A 19,952-nucleotide genomic window follows, 5' to 3' on the forward strand; every position below is an offset into this window, starting at 1 on the left:
TTGTTTTTTAATTACATTAATTTAGTTAGAACTTCTTTGGTTTCAAAAGGTTTTGAACCAAACTCAATTTTATCTATTAAATCATTAGATAGCTTTTCATCGATTGGTTTAGATGAATATAAAGTAAATAAAACATCACCTTTTTTAACAAAATCATTTGTTGTTTTATTTAAATAAACACCAGCATCAAAATCAATATTATCCTCTTTTTTGCTTCTTCCAGCGCCAAGTTTCATGGCCACTAATCCAAATTCAATAGCTGAATTAATTTTTAGATATCCTTCATTTTGTGAGATGATTTCAAACTTATATGTTGGATTAAATCAATTAGATTCATAAACTTCATCAACATTTCCGTTTTGCGCTTTAATTCATTCATTGAATTTTTGCAATGCTTTACCATTAGCGATAACTTCTTTAATCATTGCTCTGGCATGTTGCTCATCTTTAGCATTATTTGAAATAGTAAGCAATGTAGCACCCGATGAATATATAATTTCGGTAAAATCTTTAGGACCCATACCTTTTAAAGTATCCACTGCTTCGAGAATTTCAATTTTATTACCAATAGCACGGCCAAGAGGTTTCTCCATATTTGTAATTTCAACTGCAATCTTTTTGTTTAATTTTTTACCTATTTCAATCATTAATTTACCAAGTTTTTCAGCTTGATCAATATTTTTCATAAATGCCCCATTACCACATTTAACATCTAAAAGTATACAATTTGAACCTGTTGCTAGCTTTTTAGACATAATTGATGAAGCAATTAAGGGTATGGATTCCACAGTGCCTGTAACATCACGTAGTGCATAAATCTTTTTATCTGCTGGAACTAGTCTCTCGTTTTGTCCCACTACTGCAATGTGATGTTTTTCAACAACAGTCTTAAATTGATTGTCCGTTAGAGATATCGTATATCCGGAAATTGATTCAAGTTTATCCAATGTTCCGCCAGTGTGTCCTAGGCCACGGCCAGACATTTTAGCAACTGTAAGACCAAGCGCCGCTAGTATTGGACATAAAACAATACTTACCTTATCTCCAACTCCGCCCGTTGAGTGCTTGTCAACAATAGTTGTATTTAAATATGACCAATCAATTGTGTCACCCGAATTTATCATTGCATTAGTTAGATACGATGTTTCTGTTTCATTTAATGAATTTAAACGAATTGCCATAAGAAGGGCTGAAGCTTGGTAGTCAGGAATATTTCCATTAACATAGTTTTCAACAAAGAATTCTAATTCTTCCTTTGTTAATTCTTCTCTATTAGCCTTCTTATTTATGATATCAATTATTCTCATTATTGAAAATCCTTAGCAAGTGCAAGAGCAATTTTCATCATTCCATTAAATGAATTTTGTCTTTCTTCACTAGTTGTAAATTCATTTGTAACTAGATTATCAGAAATTGTTAATAATGTTGCAGCTTTTTTGTTTAATCTTTCGGCAACAGTAAATAAACCATATGCTTCCATTTCTGCACAAACCGCACCACCAGATGTTTCAATTCTTTCGCTAATAGTTTTTTCTGTATAAAATGCATCTTCACTTAAAATTCTTTCAAAATGAACATCCATTCCCAACTTTTTAGCATAATCCAAGATCAATTCATTCAAGCCATGACTTGGTATTGCGATATTATTTTTATCTCCTTTAATAATTGAACTTCTAAAAGCTGTACTTTCGCTATATGCAGATGATGCAAGAACGATTTCATAATTTTTTAATTCTGCTTTAAACGATCCTGCTGAACCAATTCTAACGATTGCTTCAACACCATATTCTTTAAATAGTTCATATGCATAAATTCCGATTGATGGAACGCCCATCCCGGAAGCGCACACAGAAACTTTGTTTCCTTGATAAAAACCAGTATACATTAAGACATTTCTTACATTAGAAACTAATTCAACATTTTCTAAGTAATTATCAGCTATATACTTAGCTCTCAAGGGATCACCAGGCATTAAAACTAACTTTGCAAACGCATTTTCTTTAGCATTTATATGAGGTGTCATAAAATCTCCTTTTTTCTTATTTTTTTCTTATATATTTCCATATTTTTAATTACATTAAAAATTTTATTACAAAATTAGTTTTTAATTATCTTTATGATATATAAAAGTCCTAACAAATTTGATTATTATCATTTATAAGTGTAGCCCCCTCATTAATTAAATCAATATTTTGATCTTCACTTAAATGATCTCTAAAGAGTAAGCATTGCACATCTTTACCCTGGTCAAGAAACTCATTAATTGTTCCGTTATATTTTTTTTCCAATGAAGAAAGCAAAATTATCTTTTGACATAAACAAGCGTTAATTCTTTGTCTACTATAAAATGCATTTTTAGTTATGTGATATTCACTAGGATATTCGGATATAATTAAACAGTTATCATTTAAAAATTCTTTTAAATTTAAATTGTTTTTAGCATATTCAATTCCACATGGAAGCAATATAATAACCTTAAAATTACGCTTCAAAAATGTTTTTAGGATTTTTTGCTCTAATCCAGTCCAATATAAATTAATAAACACGCTATCATTGTCATTTTTGTATTTTTCTATATATTCAATTATATTTTTAGTTTCATATGATCCTGTTAAGTAGATGCATTGTTGCCTATTGCTTTGTTTTAAGATATTAAGATTTCCTTCATAAAATAATACAAATGGTGGCTTAGTTATATTTAAAAGTTGTTTAGGGTATTCATCATCTAAAATAGTTATAAATTTTTTATTTTTCTCATGAATTTTAAATTTAAATGTATCAAATTCTTCTTCTTTAATTTCTTCCTTATTTTTTATTGCCTTATAAACATCATTTCAATCACCTTTGTATTTAAATATAAAATATAATAGTATTTCGTTCATTCGTCCTCCACATATAAACATAATATGCTAAGAAGATGATTTCTTCAACCAAATTGGGAAAAAACAGTGAAAATAAAAAGACACAAAAATGCCTTTTTATAAAAAGATGAAATTCCATATGCTATATAAAATACATCTCCAATTTTTATCTAAAATTTCGCTAATAACACAACAAAAAGTATACTTAAATGACGTTATAATATTTATTTTTGCCTATTCTAGTGTATTTCAAATCATTTTTGTAGTCTCTATTCTAATGTTGTTTTAATAAAAAATTTTTATGAATTACGCTTGCGAAATAGTAAATTTTAAAGAACGATAAAATTACAAATAATGATGATGATAGAAATAGAAATGCTTCTAATACTTCTAGATTTTCATAATAAATTATCGAAATGGCTTTGTGCTTTGGATTTAAGAATTCAGTCGGTTTATTGCTTTTTAGTTTTCATAAAAGAACATCAATTGCATTGAGTAAGGTTGCATCTAGTATAACTGATATCGATAATAAAATTATGTTAATTGCAAATAATATATTAATTATTATTGTGTTCATTTTAGATATAGTTTTTATTTTTGCTTTAAAACAAATATATAAGATAACGGAAAATGTGATTAATATTATCCCTAAAACTAAAATTGTGGCTCTAAATCCACTATATCAAAATATTGCTACTGCTTCCTCGTGTTTAATGACTTGAGGATAAGATTGCCGGGCTTCATAATCCAAAAAATACTGCGTATATAAAAGTGTTATAATAAAAAATAAAACTACAAATATTGTATAAATGGTTAGTATTGCTATTCATTTTGATTTAGAATTGTTTTTATTTTCCATTATTTATATTCTGTATATCTTCTTTCTAATGATGAAGCAAAACCAAATATTACAAATATAATGTAAGCAATAACCAAAATAGTTACAATAGCAATAATTATTTTCTTCTTTTTACTCATTATTTAATATACCCCTTTTCTTTTAGTAAAAAATTCATTTCATTCCCGTCATATTTAACTCCATTATAGTTAAACATTTTTTTCTAATTTATCTCTTTTCTTATTATTTATTACAAAATTATAATCTCCAGTAACAAGGCATTATAGTTAGTATAGGTAATAATAATTTCATTCTTTTCATAACTGTTCCTTTTTAACATCCATATATATTTAATTTTATTCCAAAATATAATGTAGATACCCAATTCACCAAATAATGAAAATTAGTGACTTATTTTTTGTTAAAAAAGATAAAAGGCTTTAGTTTTCGCTTTTATCTCTATAAATTTAATTTTTATATAGTTCTTAAAATTAGACTAAATTTATCAACGCCTAAAAATGCTGTGCATAAAAAAATAAAAAGGCACAAAATGCCTTTTTGCACGATAAACCGCTTTTTGTTCTGTAAATTAACAGCGCCAACTATTTATCTAAACATATTAAAATAATATGCTTCCCGATCTTTATTCATTTATATTAATCAGGTTCCCCTACCAAAATTTGGGTTTCTAACTCATGGAGTTTACATCGTTGCACCTTAACTAAATAAGCTCGTCTCTGTTGCACTAGTCGTCAATTATTTAAATAACTGCCTAGGCTTATTTGGCCTAGCATGATCACTACTTGCATCGCAGCAAGTGCTAGAGCGGATTTTCCTCTACATAAAATAATTATGCAGCAGTTGGCTGTGCATAATTATTTTACTCTATTTTTATTTTTTTTAGCTAAATCCTAATAGAAATCTTCGGGATTAATTTTATCAAGTCCAGACCATGATGAATTCGAACGCTTATTATTTAATTTCATGAATTTACCATAACCGCCTTCTTTTAAGGTTAGTAAGATATATTCTTTTTTAGAAATCTCATATGCTTGTCCGACCTCGCTAATTTTATATTTAAATCTAGTTAAATTGCCCTTTTCTTTATCATTATAACCAGAACTAGTAATTAAATAAGTAATTGATTCAGGACCATAATTACTATCATCAAAGTAAGTTCATGACTTGACAAATCAAAAACCAGATTCACTTACTGCATAATTAGTAAATTGACGACGATCAATATCTTTTGTAAAATAGCTTTGCATACCTGAAAATTTAGAACTTAAAAACGGAATGGCCGAAATGTTAGTTCCTTCCTGAATCTCTCATAATAACGAACGAACACCTGTATATAAATTAATTTTTCTTTGACTCACATCACGTTGAGCAATATCTGTTTCACGCCCAAATGTTTCAAAAAGAATATAATCAATCGCCACCTTAAAACGATATAACGCCTGCCATTCAGGTGTCTTAGATCTGACTTTAAAACTATTATTTTGAGTATTTTGATTCTTATAATATTCAATACTTAACATTTTAAAGATTTCATTAATCAATGACAGTGCATCAAGGTCAGGAGAAATATTATCTGGATCATCATTTTGAATGTTACTCGTTGAAGTCGAATTGCTTAATTGTCCAATACTTACAAAATCAAGTAGAGTATTAATATTGGTACGCTTTGTTGGATCGGGATTCATATTAATGTTTCGCAAACCATTATATAAAACCGAATCCTTTAAATTACTTTTTCCAAATAATAGATTTATAAGCTTAATCAAGCGAGCACCATTAATAGCCTTAGTTTCACCAACAAAAGAAGCAATAATCTTAAGATCATTAAATGAAAATCCGGCCTTAATTTTTTCAATGGCATCAAGGAGTCATTTGACTGGTTCAAATATTGAGAAATTTTTACTATAGCCAACAATATGATCGATAGTTCTCTTAACAACTTTTCGTTTATAAAAATCAGTTTTGATTAATTCTTTAAAAATAGCGCTAATTAATTCTTTGATAAATGAAATGTCTTCGGCTGTAACATTTTCCAATTTTAAATAATTTAATACATGACCAATAACAATCTTCATTAAATCATCGTCTTCAACAACTGCTTCCAGCACTTTTGTTACATTATCTTTTAATTTTTGCGAAACTTTTTCTAATGTTTTAGTTACTATTTCACCAATATTTGTTGCTTGGACTTTTGGTTTTGTTAGAAAATCAGATATAACATCGCTAATTAACGTTTTTAAAATTGGTTTGTCTACAAATTTATCAACTATAGTTTGTAATTCGGACTTAGGTATTAAATCCTGTTTTATTTCTTGCCATTTTATCTTTTTAATTTGGTCTTTAAAGATTGTATGAACAACCTCGATTATTGCTTCCTTGCCAACAGTTTCGCTAGAATCAAGAGAACCATTCAAGCCAGTTAATACATTGAATATTGTGCCTTCAATATTCTTTAAAAACTCTTTTTGTTCATCAGAAATAACTGGATTTAGCACATTTTGAGTGTTATTAGATATTGTATGTTGGTTGTTTATTTGATTAGTCAATTTTGGTATATTTCTTTCCAAATAATGATATAAAGAACTAAATTCTTTAACTAACTGTTCTTTTGATATGTTATTTCCAATAAGTGATTTAAACATATCCTCTATATTTTGGGATGTAAATAAAGCCTTTCAATCGATTTTCTTTAACCCTGAAATTATTTTTGATATCAATATATTTTGATCAAAATGGCCCTTTGAATCAATAATATCAATGTCAACAAGACTCTCAAAAAGCTTACTTATTATGTCTGATACAATATTTTTATTACCTAGATTTTTAATAATTCTGGTCCCTAAGTTAGCAATATTTTCAAACTCGTCGCTAGTTGAATCAAATTTTAATTCTGAATGAATTGCATTCAACACAAATTTAACTAAACTATTAATATACGCTTCATCAGAAGTGGCATTAGAAACAATTTTTTTAATAAAGTCACTGATCGAAGACTTATTTAGGTTCAAAAGTTTCTTAATTAATTCATTTATATTATGAATGTTCTCTAATGATTTTTGGTCTAAGGAAATTAGTGTATTAATAAAGTTAGTTATAAGGTCCTTAGTATCGTCCTTATCAAAGATAAATTTAATAATCTTTTCTTTTGTTTTGTCAGCAAAATCTCGAGCGTTTGAGTCAACTTTTAAAATAAGATTTGTTAAAAAGTCTAATTTAGTTTTTACATACTCTTTTATTTTTGGAGATTTACGTATCTTTTGAACTAGACTAGGAATTTCTTTTTTGATAGACTCACGATCAGAGGCATTTAAAATTGAAAATCCAACTTTAATTAATCTAAAAATATCATTTATATTTATCTTAATTCCCTCTTTTTTATTGAACTCAACAATTGTTTTATTCTTTGATTTTTCTTGCAAAGTAACAGATGGAGTAGCAAAAAGTAACTCTAGCTTATCAAAATTATTTATAACTAAAAGAATAATATTAGCTAAGTCATGCGAGTCTAATCCTGATAAGAATTGGTCTAACTTATCTATGTTTATTTTATTAAATATACTAATAAAGTCGAACGCACTATTAAAGTTATATTTCTCAAAATTGAATTGATATTGGTTAATATTTTTAACTAATAATTTAATAGCAGATTTAGTTATAGCGTTGCTTATATTAAGATCTGGAAGGAAATTAATTGCCTTGTTAAATATTGCTTTTAGCGATTCTTTTTGGCCGTTTTTAAATTCAATGCCATTAAGTTTTTCGGCAACAAATTCAACTAAGAAATTAGCAATTGATTGCTTTAATTGTTCGCTTTCTTTTGATAATAAAATATCATTTAGAATTAAGTCTACCTTTTTAATTATCCAATCCTCATTAACTATGAAGAAATTCTTAAATCAGCCTTCAAAAGAATCTACATTCCTTAGGACATCCTCAAGCAATAATTTTTCAATAATTTCATTGATATTTTGCGAAACAAGATCATTATATTTTAGATTAATAAGATCTTTCGTGTCTTTAATTATTGAAGTAAGAGCTCCTTTTGAATGTTCTCCTAAATTTAAATTAGATAAATTTATATTATCAAACATATTATTAATCAATTGTTTAGGATTAATATTTTTTAAAATAAATTCTAAAAACTCTTTTTTGCCTAACAATACTTTTAAAGTTTCTACAAGTTTTTTTTCACCTAGTGCTTTCTTGTCTTGTTTTATAATTAAAAAATCAAAAATTTGTTCTATATTTTCCTTATTAAAACTAAATGTTTGTTTAAGGGCATCACTCAATTTTTTTTGGAAATCAATATAACTTGATGTGTCTGTTAATTCGCTGAGTTTTTCTTCCAAATTCTTCTTTAATTTATGGATTAAAGAAGAATTTGGAATAGATTTTAATAATGATTTTAGATAATTAAGAACTATTAGATCTTCATTGCCACTAAATTTTATGTTTACTTGTTGTTTTACTAAACTAATTAGATATCTGGCAATCACATCCAGCAATTCCTCATCACCCAATATACGGTCTAAATTGGTTTTAATGAAATTTAATAAATTATTTGTTTTAACATTTTTAAATAATTTAATCGCAAGTTTATTTGCATCTAAAACTATTGGTTTGTCATCGGCAAATAAACTATTTAAAATTAAAACTAAACCTTGTTTATTTTCTTCGTTTAATAAAAGGCTATATGACTTGTTAATAATTAGACTAGCTAATAGTGAATAATCTCCTTTATTATTTAATATTTCCTTAATAACTGTCTGATTGCCATTTTTAAGAGATTTAGATAGTAAATCAGATAAGAATTTCTTAAAACCTTCGTTTTCTTTTAGATCGTAGATAGCATCAACTAAATAAGGTATTAATTCCTTCTTATTTTCAGAAGAAAGTTTGTTCAATATCTTTTGAACTATACCTAAAATTTTTTCAACATTAATGTTTGGAATAGTTTTCTTAGTTGGTTCTTGCAATGAAGATGCTGTAGATTCATCATTTGTTGGCTTATCGTTCAAAGCAAAAAGATGCATAGCATTTAGAAGAAGAGTTTTTAATAATGTTTTTAGCTCATCTTTTGATATCTTGTTAATAAAGAAATCCTCAGATGCTTCAACAATTTTTATAATATCTAAATCATCGATAAAGTCAACAATTTTTGCTCAGTCATATTTATTAAAATCAATACCAAATTTCTTGATATTTGAAGTCATTGTATTTAATAAGCTTTCGACCAATGGCCCAAATATTTTTTTATCCTTAACAAAGGCAATTGCTTTTTTGACTATCGATTTGATGTTTCCTTGTTCACTAACACTTAATTTTTTGTAATTAATTTGAGTAGAAATTAAATAAACAACTATATCAACAGTTTTTTGCTCGCTTTGTTGATTAACCAAAATAACATTGTTTATTATGTCTAAAATAAATTCCTTCAAAAATTCCTTATTTTCATTAATTAATAAGAAAAATAATTCATTTAAATTTTTTACATTTTTAATTTTTTCATTTGAAACTGAATTTTTAATTAATTCCTTAATTTTTGGATTTATCTTGTCATCTCATTTTTTAATTATTAATGCCAATACATTATTTAATAACCCTTTAACATCATCTCTAACATTTTGGGGCAGCTTTGCAAAATCAATCTTTTTAGGGATATCCGCAACAATTTTTTTAAGATTTAGCTTGTCAAGAATAAAATCAACATTATTTTCATTTTTTAAAAATATTGATAAAACATTAATAAATTTGTTAAATCCATCTTTTTCTTTTGTATTCTTTAGGCTTAAAAAATCAAGAAACATTTGTATTGCACCGGGGTTTGTTGATTCAATCAAAAGATTGCTTAATTCTTCTTTTAGATATAAACCCAGCTTATCAAAAGTATCGATTTTTGATATATCAATTTTTTTAGTTATCTTCTTAAAATTATCAATAAAGTGTTTAAATAAGTTTGAATCCTTAATGTTTCTTAAAATGCTTTGTATATAAGTTTCAATCAGTTCTTTTTCAACATTGGTTAGTTTTACATTTAACGATGAATTAATGTATGAGGTAAGAACATTCACTAATAATTTAGTATTTTCCTTACTCGATATTTGTTGCAATAAAGTCTCTACTAATGTTATCAATCCATTTTCTTGTACTCTTTTTAAGGTTGAAACAACAAAAGCAAATAGTGAACTTTTGTCATATAGCTTACCATTATCAACAATGTCATTTACCAAAAATTTTAGCTTATCAATAATTATCTTATTATTAACTGATTTATATAATGAAGAATAACTAGACTTTACAAACTCTTCTATATTATTAAATTCGGGATTTGCTGATAGTATTTGTTTCTCATAACCTTGTTTTTTAATGAAATTAATTAATGGATGTATAACAACATAGTCTCCAAGTCTATCTAAAATTTGGTTAAATAAGCTACCCTTTGCAGTGATATCGTCAATCAATAATGAAAATAAGTCTTTTATATAGTTCTTACCTGTTATATTCAAAATGTTATCAGAATTATTTGCAATATTTCTAAGCAATGTAAGCATAGCTTCTCTTGTTTGATCATCAAGCAGGTTACTTATATTATTTGAATTTATTATGTTTTCCGCTTGCACTAATCCAACTCCGAGATATTTTATTCCATTATAGTATTTATTAAGATCAATATTATGTGTTCTAGGAACATTGCTAATTAGAGCAAAAAAGACACGATTATTTTTATTGGCATCCTTTGTATTAAATAGCAACCCCTTAACAAATGCTTTAATAAATGAATGTGTATCTAACAACTTATTATCTTTGTATGAATCGAGTGTAGTTTCTACAAAAAGATCAAGAAGTTCATATGAATACTTAAAATCCTTTAGATTTTCCACTGTTGTTTGAATGAAATATTTAATGTCATCAAGTCTTTCTTGCGGCACTCTATAAACATTTTTTAAGGAGGTTGCAATCTTATCAATAATCTTTTTTAGAGATCCCTTATCTTTGGTTAATCAATCAACAATTGCTTGAAATAGAGAAATAATTTCTTTCTTAGAGTCCCTCAAAATATCATTTATAAAACCATCAAAATTAGTATTAGCAAAATATAATTCGCTTTTGCTTAATAAATTATCCACTGCCTTATTAACAAGATTATCAAATTTTACAACTATATTTTTATCCATTGTTTTCTTATCTCATAATAGCAATAGCTCTTGTGGAAATAGTTGCTTAATAGATTTGTTTGAAAATAATATTTTAATTAATGACGCTAAATTTTGTCTAATAAAAACCTTATTTTCAATTTTAGATAAATAGTTAGAATTTAATACTGATTTTAAGATTAAGTATATACTGTTTTTATCTTGAAATTCTTGCGTAAGAATTTTCCTAATTTCAGATGTTAAAGTATTTTGAGGAGATTTTTTTGCCAATAATTGTGAAACCTTGATATTTGCCTTATTAAGAAAGTGTTGAACATAAACTGAATCAAACAGCTGTTCAAATAATGAAACTATTAAATTATTTTTATGCTTAGATATCAATGAATTAATTAATTCATTAAATCATGTTTTTGCCTCTTTATCATTAATGCCAATAATTGAAAGAACGTTATCAATAAAAGTTTTAAGTTGTTCATTATTTAGCATTTTTATTTTACTACTAAATTCAGCCAAAACAGTTTGAGCAAAAACATTGCTTGATTCAGAAGCAATAAGACTACTATTTTTTGAATTTTTTTCAAATGGATACGGTTTCTTAAATGTATCTACATTATTTCCAACTACTCCAAAAATTAATGATTTAATTGTTGTTGCTTTTTTTATAAATGAAATTGCTTTATTGTGATTTGAAAATTCATTGTTGTTGAATAATGAATTATATTCTGTAATATTTGTAGACATTTTTGCAAATATGTCTTGCGCAAGTTTTTTATAACCGTTGACACTTGGAAAGATACTTAAATAATCAGTCGAAAATTGTTCAGCATTTTCATAAATGCTATTTTCAGATGAAAAACTATAATAGTTTAAACTCTCACTGTCGGCGATATTGCTAATTGTTTTATTCAATAAATCTGTTGTTGTTTTCAAAACATTATTTTGAAAATTACCTTGAATATTGATAGTATGAATTAAAGGCGCACTATATCCAATTAGATTGATATTTATATTAGGATTTATTTGTTTTATTTCCCTAACTATCTCTGTATAATTTTTTGATAATTGTGCAATTCTTGCTGAAATAATTTTATTATAGCCTACAATAAATTGATTTTCTTCTTTTTTATCTTTAAATTGTCTTAATACTAATGACAAAATTTCATCTTTCTTAAAGATATCATTAAATCCTAATGAAATGGTTATAAAATTTGATTCTTTAATATTACTAATAACCTTTTCACTATTCAAATTAGCATTATACAAACCTAATTTTTTATTTAGATTTATTACCTCATTAAATTCATTTAAATTGCTAGTATTGGTTGGTTTTAATAAATGCAATCAAGCATCAGTAGTAGAATAAGATAAACCCAGATTTTCATATCTATTTAATATTGTTTCATCATCATTGATTAGCGAGATTGAATTAGCTAAATATGAGGCATATGAAATTCCGTATACTTCATTATCTTCTTTGCTAAAAAAGTTATTACTATGAGCATTAAAACTATTATTATTTCCAGCTGCATAATCATCACCGATGGCAACATAATTTATTTTTCCGCTAACTGGTTTTTGAATATTTTTCTTTTGAATTTTAGGTTTTGCTTGATCTGGTGCTTTTTTATTATCACAAGAAATAGAAGTAATTGGGATTACTAATCCAAGTGATAAACCAACAGTTATTTTAGTAACTTTTTTAATCATTTCTTTCGTTTTCATGAGAAACCTCCTAACCAATCGATACATCTTCATAGATATATTGATAGTATTCTGGTGCTTTTCTTCCTCGACCAAATATTTTGATAGTCTGAGGAATACCAAATTGTCCAATTATCATGATAAAAATAAGACTTAATTTGCCAGCAATATGCAAGTTGTGTGAATTTGAAGATAATCCTGTTGTCAAACCAGTATTACCAAAAGCTGAGCATGCTTCAAATGTTGCAAAAATAATTGGATAATTAACATCACCAATTTGTTTAGTTTGAGTCGGAAGAGTTGAATAACTAACAATTGATACAATAAATATCAAGACAATAGATAGAGTAAAAACATTGACTGCTTTAATAAGAGTTTCCTTACCAATTTGTCTCTTAAAGGCGTTAATTCTACTGCGACCAGTCATCATTGTAACTATGCTTAGAAAAATAACTGCTATTGTTGTATTCCGAATACCACCTGCAGTTGAAACTGGTGAAAAGCCGATAAACATAAGGATGCTATGTAATAAAACGGTTGAGTGTGTAAAATTATAGTAATTTACAGTTGAAAAACCAGCAGATCTAGTTGAACTAACTTGAAAGTATATAGCAAATAGTTTGTCGCCCACAGTTCCATATTCCTTTTGATATCAAAAAGTAGTTTCTGATTTAGAACTATATTCCAATATAACACTTATGCTAAAACCTAATACAGTAGTAATTAGATAAGTTATTATTGTAAATTTAGTGAATAAATTAAATCTATGATGTGGTTGGTCTAACTTGACTGATTGAATTTTTTTTCATATATCATAGATCACCGGGAAGCCTATTCCGCCAATCAAAAAGGTTATTATTGTCACTATTTGAAAAGCATAATCATTATAAAAAGGTTGTAAACTCTTATTTCCAAACAAGTCAAATCCCGCATTATTTATTGAGCTAATCGCATGAAAAATTCCATACTTTAATGATTGAAGAAAGTTATTATATGGTATCTCATTAGCCTTCAAAACGACTTTATTATTAAACAATAAAGGGCTAGTTTCTTTTAACTCTTGTGTTATAAAATTTGAATTTGGTCTCAAATATAAAAGCATTGTAAAGATAAATGAAGCAACAGCAGTTGTAATAATTAAGAACGAAATTGCTATCTTAATCATCTTTCTTGTTTCACTAACAGTTATAGAACCTCTTTCTGTTTGAGAAACCATATTGCTAAAGATGTTAGATCTCAAACCCAATATAGATTGAAAAATGTAAATCTTAAATGTAAATATTCCAATTCCGCCAACAACCATACTTAAGGCAATCAAAAACTGGCCAAAGGTATTAAATGTATCGGATGTGACTAATGGCGTTAGCCCGGTGTCGCTAAATGCTGATGAAGATACGAAAAGTGCATCTATATATTTAACTGGTTCCTTTATATCGGCCTTATGGGATATGTTTCAGAATAACAAAAGTGACATAAGAATAGTAAATAAGATATATATTATAAAAATATATCTTACCACCCCAAGCTTACGTAAAAATCTTAGGAAAATATTAGTTTTTTTAGGTATATGATGCTTTTTTATCATTGCTATATTATATAGCAAAAGGTAAAAAAATATATTTTTGGTGAAATTGACTAAAAAAATTTAAATGTTAAAATTTAAAAAGGCAACTTAAATTTAAAAGAAAAATTTAATAATTTATATCTGCAGACAACTAGATTGAATAGTTCAATCATTTGCTAGGGTTATCTTTTTGAAATTACTTTACTTTATTTAAATATAAAAGTCTTAAAATTTATTAGTATATGATTTTGTAATCATCAAAATAGTTTAGGAGAAAATATGAAACTTTTTAAAAAGGCAAGGGAAATTTGCATAATCGGCATTGGCCGTTTTGGTCAAGCGGTTGTAAGAAAACTTCTTTTAGATAGAACGAACAATATTCGATTAGTACTAATTGACCAAGATGAAAAACACCTTCTACCATTTAAAGATGAAGTTGAAAACATTTACGTCGCTGATTGTGCTGATAAAAAAACTCTTGAATCAATTAATGTTAAGGAATTTGATGTCGTTATCGTTGCGACATCAGACAACATTGAAATTGTTGCAGCGCTGGCAGAAATAGGTGTGCAAACAGTAATTGCAAGAGCATCAAATTCTCGTCATTCACGTGTTTTAAAACAAATTGGTGTCAAGTGAATTGTTTCTCCAGAAGAAGAAGCAGGAACAAAAACAGCTATCCTAGTTTCAGATAATGCTTTGACAAATTTTTCGGAATGTATTACTGAAATTCAAGATGGGTTTGTTAGCTCAAAAGTCGGGATTAAAAATCATGAAATAATTGGCAAGAAAATTAGAGAAACAGAATTTAGAAGCAAATACTCCGTATCAGTTTCATTAATTCAAAGAGGCGAAAGTTGATTTCTTCCTAGCGGCGACTTTGAAATAGAAAATGGTGACCTAATTACGTTTATTGGTAAACTTGAAGATATTATAAGAGTGACGGAATTTTGTACCAAATCAAAATAATCTAAATAAAATAAGGAGAAAATATAAAAATATGTCAGAAATTAATTTTGAATTAATTAACAAGTTTGAAGAAAATTATGAAAATAATATGAATAACAAAATTATTGAATCAGCCATTTTTAAAAATGGATTAAAACAAAGCTCAATAAACAATGAGGCAATAAAAAAACATAATTTTGTTTTTTCTCATGAAACAAAAGTAGGGAATATTACTAATCAAAAAGCATCAGGAAGATGTTGAATTTTTGCTGGCTTAAACTCTATTAGAACTAAACTAATGGAAGAATTTAATGTTGAATCATTAGAACTTTCACAAAACTATATTCATTTCTTTGATAAATTAGAAAAGGCAAATTTCTACTTAAATTGAATTGAAAATGAAGGACTAAAATTAGAGAATGAAGATCGCCTATTTAGATATTTTAATACTAACCCAGTTTCAGATGGTGGCTATTGAGATTTCTTTACAAATCTTATTAAGAAATATGGAATTGTAACAAAAGATGCAATGAATGAATCATTTAGTTCTGAAGCTACGGGTGAAATGGTAGAACAAATTAATTGAAGATTAAAGGCTTATACTGCTAAGATGAGACAAACATTTTTGCAAACAAATGATTTAAATAAAGTTTCTTTACTAAAAGAAAAAGCACTAGAAGATGTTTATAACATTTTAGTAAAATCATTAGGTAAACCACCAAAGGAATTCAAATTCGAATATATGAATAAGGATAAAAAATATGTATCATTAGATAAAATGACACCAGTTGAGTTTTATCAAAAATACCTAAGCAAACATATTGAAACAAAAATCACTCTTGTATCTGATCCGAGAAATAAGTTTCCACATAATTCTGTCATCCAAGCCCCTCTATGCAATAATATGGTTGGCGGTACTCCCTTAACAATGATTAATATTGATATCGAGATAATGAAAAAAGTTATGATTAATCAAATTAAAGCAGGGGACCCAGTATGATTTGGATGCGATGTTTCTACATTTGGAAATAGAGAGGGCATCCTAGATTCCGAACTTTACAATTTTGATCTAACACTAACAAAAACGCCAGACTTCTCAAAAGCTGAAAAGTTCGAATCAAGAGCTTCAGTAATTGCTCATGCAATGAATATGGTAGGAGTAAACCTAGATTCCCAAGGAAAAGCAATTAATTGAAAGGTAGAAAATAGTTGAGGAAGCGATCGAGGATCAAAAGGTTTTTGATCAATGAGCGACCAATGATTTACTGATTATAATTACATGGCTATTGTTGATAAAAAATATTTAGATAAAGAAATAATTGAATCGTTTAATAAACCTATTTTTACGATTTCTCCATTTGATCCACTATGTGATGAATAATTAATAGCAAAATACCAGTTTAATAGCTTGGTATTTTTTTCCTTTTGTAATCATAATATTTATTAATTAAATTATAATTAATAATTATTTATTAAGGAGTTTTATGATTTCAATTGATATGGCTAAAATTAATAGGTTTATAAATATATCCACCAACGCCATTAAAAAAATTTTACACCCAATTGAAATTGAAGAATATTTAAAAATCAGCGACTCTAAAAAACCAATATTTTTAGCAACCAGATGGGCATTAAAAGAGTGCATATTCAAAATTGACAATTCAATATTTAGTTTTAAAAACATACTAATCAAAAAAACGAATGCTGGAAGATATACATATGCCAATTACCAATTATCTACAACTAGTGAAGATGGTTATGTTGTTGCTGTTGCATTTAAATCCTAAAAAATAAAACAAGGAGAAAAACTTATGACACTAAAAACAAGAAAATTTCTTAGATTTATTCCTTTACTACACAACTTTGTGAGACTTTTGGCAAAAGCAAAAAGAAATAGAGCAATGCCAGATTATTATAAAGACGTAGAAAAACAACATTTTATCCACAAATATAGTTCAAATATTTTGCGACACCTGAATGTCGAGGTTGAAGTTGAAGGATTTGAAAATATTCCAAGTGGGCCTTGTTTCTTAACGCCTAATCATTCAACTTATCTAGATCCTTTAATTATTGCTTCAGCTTTATGAAACCATGGTAATGGCGAAAGAAAATCAAAACCAATGACATTTGTTGCTAGAGAGGAAGCTAAACAAAAGAAATCAATTTACAAAATTAGTCAACTAATTAGTACCTTTTACATAAATACACAAAAGCCAAAGGAAGCGTTAGCAATTCTAAGAGATTTTGGACAATATGTTAAAAAACACCAAACTTGTGGTGTTATTTTCCCTGAAGGCACTAGAACAAGAGATGGCAAGATAGCTCATTTTAATAGTGGTGTATTTCTAACAGCTCAATCAACCTACATTCCCCTTGTACCAGTAACAATAAATAATGCAGCTAATGCTCTTGATAATAAAAGACAAGGAAAGCTTGTCGTTAAGGTAATTTTTCACCCTTCAATAAAACCTCAGCAATTTCAAACATTAGATAAAAAAGATTTTGCTAACTGAGTTAAAAATATTGTTTCAAGCAAATATCAAGATCAAAATATCTCATCAGATGAAACCATAAAAAATACTTTTACAAAAAGAAAATAGAGAATAACCAATATTATGAACCATACAAACACACCAAAATCAGGTAAATTATCTTCAGAAGATGACAAAAAAATAAACACAAGTACCGAAAGCGATAAACATATTTTTAAACTTTCTAATTTTGATGGTCCACTTGACCTTTTAGTAACGCTAATAAGAGAAAAGAATATTAGTATTTTTGAGGTAGATTTAATTGAATTGACTGCTCAATATTTAGAAATTATTAAACACATAGAAAGTTATGAAATTGATCTTGCATCAGAATATTTAGTTATGGCTGCAACACTAGTTCAATTAAAAGCAAGGATGTTATTACAAGACCCAGAAGCAGAAGAGGAAATCAAACAAGAAAAGAAAAGATTGCTTGAACAAATTGCGGAATATGAAAAGTTTAAGGAAATTTCCTCAATATTAAAAAAACAAGAAGAACAAAGACAAAACTTGTTTTCAAAAGAACCAGAAGAAACCGAGGAATTTGTTAAAGAAGTTGATTCAACAATTCTTGATGGACATTCTAATAGCTCGAAGTTAGTTATAACATTAAGAAAAATGTTTGAACGAACATATTCGGAATTAATTAGAAATATTACTATATCAACAGTTGCTGTAAATCCTGAGGATCAAAAAAAGAGAATAATCAGTCTTTTTGTTGATAAAAATGAGGTTATGTTTAATGAGATTTTTAATGTACCAACAATAGGCCATTTTGTCATAACAATGTTGGCCGTTTTGGATCTCGCAAGACAACAAATTGTTATTTTAGAACAAGATGTTGATGAAGGTATTATCAAATTTACAAAAGGAATAGAATATGAAGAATAAAATAATTGAAGCACTACTATTCGTTCAAGGAAGTGAAGGATTAAGTTCGGAACAAGTGAAAGATATTTTTAAATTAAACACCATCCAAGAAGGCAGAAAAATATTAAGAGATTTCAAGACTTTTTTTAATAACCAAGATCATGGTATTAAGGTTTATGAATTCAATGATGTTTATAAATTTCTTACAGTTGAGGCTGTAAAGGAATATATATCTGAACTAGTTACAATTGTCAAGAAACAAAGACTTTCAAATGCAGCTATTGAAGTAGCTGGAATTGTTGCATATAAACAACCAGTAACTCGTTCAATGATTTCAAACATTAGAGGTGTTGTTAGTGACGGAATTGTTGCAAGTTTATTAGAAAAAGGAATTATTGAGGAGGTAGGTGTAGCTCAAACTCCGGGTAATCCCATCATTTATGGAATAACTAACAAATTTTATGATTATTTTAAAATTAAAACACTAGCTGAACTTCCTCCTTTTCCTGAATTTAGCCGCTACTCGAATATCGAAGAAGAAATGGCTGATGAAAATTTTGACTTATTTGATTCTCAAAGAGTCGACGCATCCAATAATGAATTATTTGTAGAGGAAACATATAATGAATAAATTTAGAGCAAAAAAAGATGATGTGGATCGTATTCTTTATAAATACATATTAAAAGTATGTGACAATGTCCCGAAATCACGAATTGAAAAAATTTTCCGTGAAAAAGACATAAGAGTAAATGGAATTAAAACTAACGATAAGCAATATAAATTACAGTTAGACGATGAAATTATTGTTTACGGAATCTCTGAAATTCAAAAACCAAAAAAGAGAAATACTGCAAATATTAATTTTAAAGTTATATATGAGGATAAAAATATTTTAATTGTTGATAAAGCAATAAACATCGCAATGCATTCAGAAGAAAATTGCCTAGATGACCAAGTTCATAAATATCTAAATTTTAAAAAAACTTCTTCTTTTGTACCGGCTTCAATCGGCCGGATTGATAAAAAAACTAGTGGTTTAGTGGTATATGCAAAGAACTATAAAACCTTAGTAGTTTTTGATGAGTATCAAAAATATTTTGAAAAAATTTATCAATTTGTTGCAGACTTTAACGAAGAAAAGCTTGACATAACTGTACGCCTTGAAAAAGATATTAAAAATAAAAAAATGCGAGTAAATCCAGATTTTGGAATAAAAGCTAGAACCATCTTCTTCAAGGAAGGAAACCGTAGTTACGCTCAAATTGTTACAGGAAAAAAGCACCAAATCAGGGCTACTCTTGAATATCTAAAATCTCCAATTTTGGGAGATACTAAATATGGTGGAAAAAAAGCAAAAAGATTATATTTGCATTCATATTCAATAAAATTTCAAAATTTACCTGATGAATTTAATGAATATAATAATCAAATTTTTATATCTCAACCGCGTTGATAAAAAGGAC

General features: G+C 27.3%; 13 protein-coding genes and 1 other RNA gene. 8 read left to right on the plus strand and 6 right to left on the minus strand.

Annotated features, from left to right (window positions below):
* Positions 1-11 precede the first annotated feature (11 nt).
* The 3 genes from ACT1UH_RS02370 to ACT1UH_RS02380 all read right to left on the minus strand — a co-directional run bounded on the left by ACT1UH_RS02370 (position 12) and on the right by ACT1UH_RS02380 (position 2,882).
* The gene (locus ACT1UH_RS02370; protein WP_438340400.1) at positions 12-1,307 is read right to left on the minus strand and encodes a thymidine phosphorylase; all 1,296 of its coding nucleotides are present in this window, start codon (positions 1,305-1,307) and stop codon (positions 12-14) included.
* A complete protein-coding gene (gene deoD / locus ACT1UH_RS02375) occupies positions 1,307-2,023 on the minus strand; it encodes a purine-nucleoside phosphorylase (RefSeq protein WP_444704835.1) in 717 nt (238 codons plus the stop codon). The genes ACT1UH_RS02370 and deoD overlap by 1 nt, the downstream gene beginning before the upstream one ends.
* 109 nt (positions 2,024-2,132) lie before the next feature.
* Complete coding sequence (locus ACT1UH_RS02380) at positions 2,133-2,882, minus strand: DNA-processing protein DprA (protein WP_438340402.1); 750 nt, start codon at positions 2,880-2,882, stop codon at positions 2,133-2,135.
* Positions 2,883-3,277: 395 nt separating this feature from the next.
* Between ACT1UH_RS02380 and ACT1UH_RS02385 the strand changes: the two genes are divergently transcribed.
* Positions 3,278-3,589, plus strand: coding sequence for a hypothetical protein (locus ACT1UH_RS02385; RefSeq protein WP_444704836.1), 312 nt, complete (start codon positions 3,278-3,280; stop codon positions 3,587-3,589).
* Positions 3,590-4,260: 671 nt separating this feature from the next.
* Here ACT1UH_RS02385 and rnpB read toward each other — a convergent pair.
* From rnpB to ACT1UH_RS02400, 3 genes are all read right to left on the minus strand, one after another.
* An RNA gene (gene rnpB, locus ACT1UH_RS02390) (RNase P RNA component class B) lies at positions 4,261-4,572 on the minus strand.
* Between the two features lie 38 nt (positions 4,573-4,610).
* Positions 4,611-12,596 (minus strand): hypothetical protein, encoded by a 7,986-nt coding sequence (locus ACT1UH_RS02395; protein WP_444704837.1) that lies wholly within the window; start codon positions 12,594-12,596, stop codon positions 4,611-4,613.
* Between the two features lie 10 nt (positions 12,597-12,606).
* Positions 12,607-14,049, minus strand: a complete 1,443-nt coding sequence (locus ACT1UH_RS02400) for a TrkH family potassium uptake protein (RefSeq protein ID WP_438340405.1) — start codon at positions 14,047-14,049, stop codon at positions 12,607-12,609.
* Positions 14,050-14,418: 369 nt separating this feature from the next.
* Here ACT1UH_RS02400 and ACT1UH_RS02405 point away from each other — a divergent pair, with 369 nt between their 5' ends.
* From ACT1UH_RS02405 to ACT1UH_RS02435, 7 genes are all read left to right on the plus strand, one after another.
* Positions 14,419-15,108 carry a potassium channel family protein gene (locus tag ACT1UH_RS02405; RefSeq protein ID WP_444704838.1) on the plus strand — a complete coding sequence of 230 codons (690 nt, stop codon included), beginning with the start codon at positions 14,419-14,421 and terminating at the stop codon, positions 15,106-15,108.
* Positions 15,109-15,139: 31 nt separating this feature from the next.
* Entirely contained in the window at positions 15,140-16,468 is a 1,329-nt protein-coding gene (locus tag ACT1UH_RS02410) for a C1 family peptidase (RefSeq protein ID WP_444704839.1), read from the plus strand.
* Positions 16,469-16,571: 103 nt separating this feature from the next.
* On the plus strand, positions 16,572-16,874 hold the full coding sequence (locus tag ACT1UH_RS02415) for a 4'-phosphopantetheinyl transferase superfamily protein (protein WP_438340408.1): 303 nt from the start codon (positions 16,572-16,574) through the stop codon (positions 16,872-16,874).
* 24 nt (positions 16,875-16,898) lie between these two features.
* On the plus strand, positions 16,899-17,687 hold the full coding sequence (locus tag ACT1UH_RS02420; RefSeq protein ID WP_438340409.1) for a lysophospholipid acyltransferase family protein: 789 nt from the start codon (positions 16,899-16,901) through the stop codon (positions 17,685-17,687).
* Positions 17,688-17,702: 15 nt separating this feature from the next.
* The gene (locus ACT1UH_RS02425) at positions 17,703-18,509 is read left to right on the plus strand and encodes a segregation/condensation protein A (RefSeq protein WP_444704840.1); all 807 of its coding nucleotides are present in this window, start codon (positions 17,703-17,705) and stop codon (positions 18,507-18,509) included.
* Entirely contained in the window at positions 18,499-19,119 is a 621-nt protein-coding gene (gene scpB / locus ACT1UH_RS02430) for an SMC-Scp complex subunit ScpB (RefSeq protein ID WP_438340411.1), read from the plus strand. Before ACT1UH_RS02425 ends, scpB begins: the two co-directional genes overlap by 11 nt.
* On the plus strand, positions 19,112-19,945 hold the full coding sequence (locus tag ACT1UH_RS02435) for a pseudouridine synthase family protein (RefSeq protein ID WP_444704841.1): 834 nt from the start codon (positions 19,112-19,114) through the stop codon (positions 19,943-19,945). Before scpB ends, ACT1UH_RS02435 begins: the two co-directional genes overlap by 8 nt.
* The last annotated feature ends 7 nt before the right edge of the window (positions 19,946-19,952 follow it).

The sequence above is a fragment of the Mycoplasma sp. 332 genome, assembly GCF_052378275.1.
Lineage (GTDB): Bacteria > Bacillota_I > Bacilli_A > Mycoplasmatales > Metamycoplasmataceae > Metamycoplasma.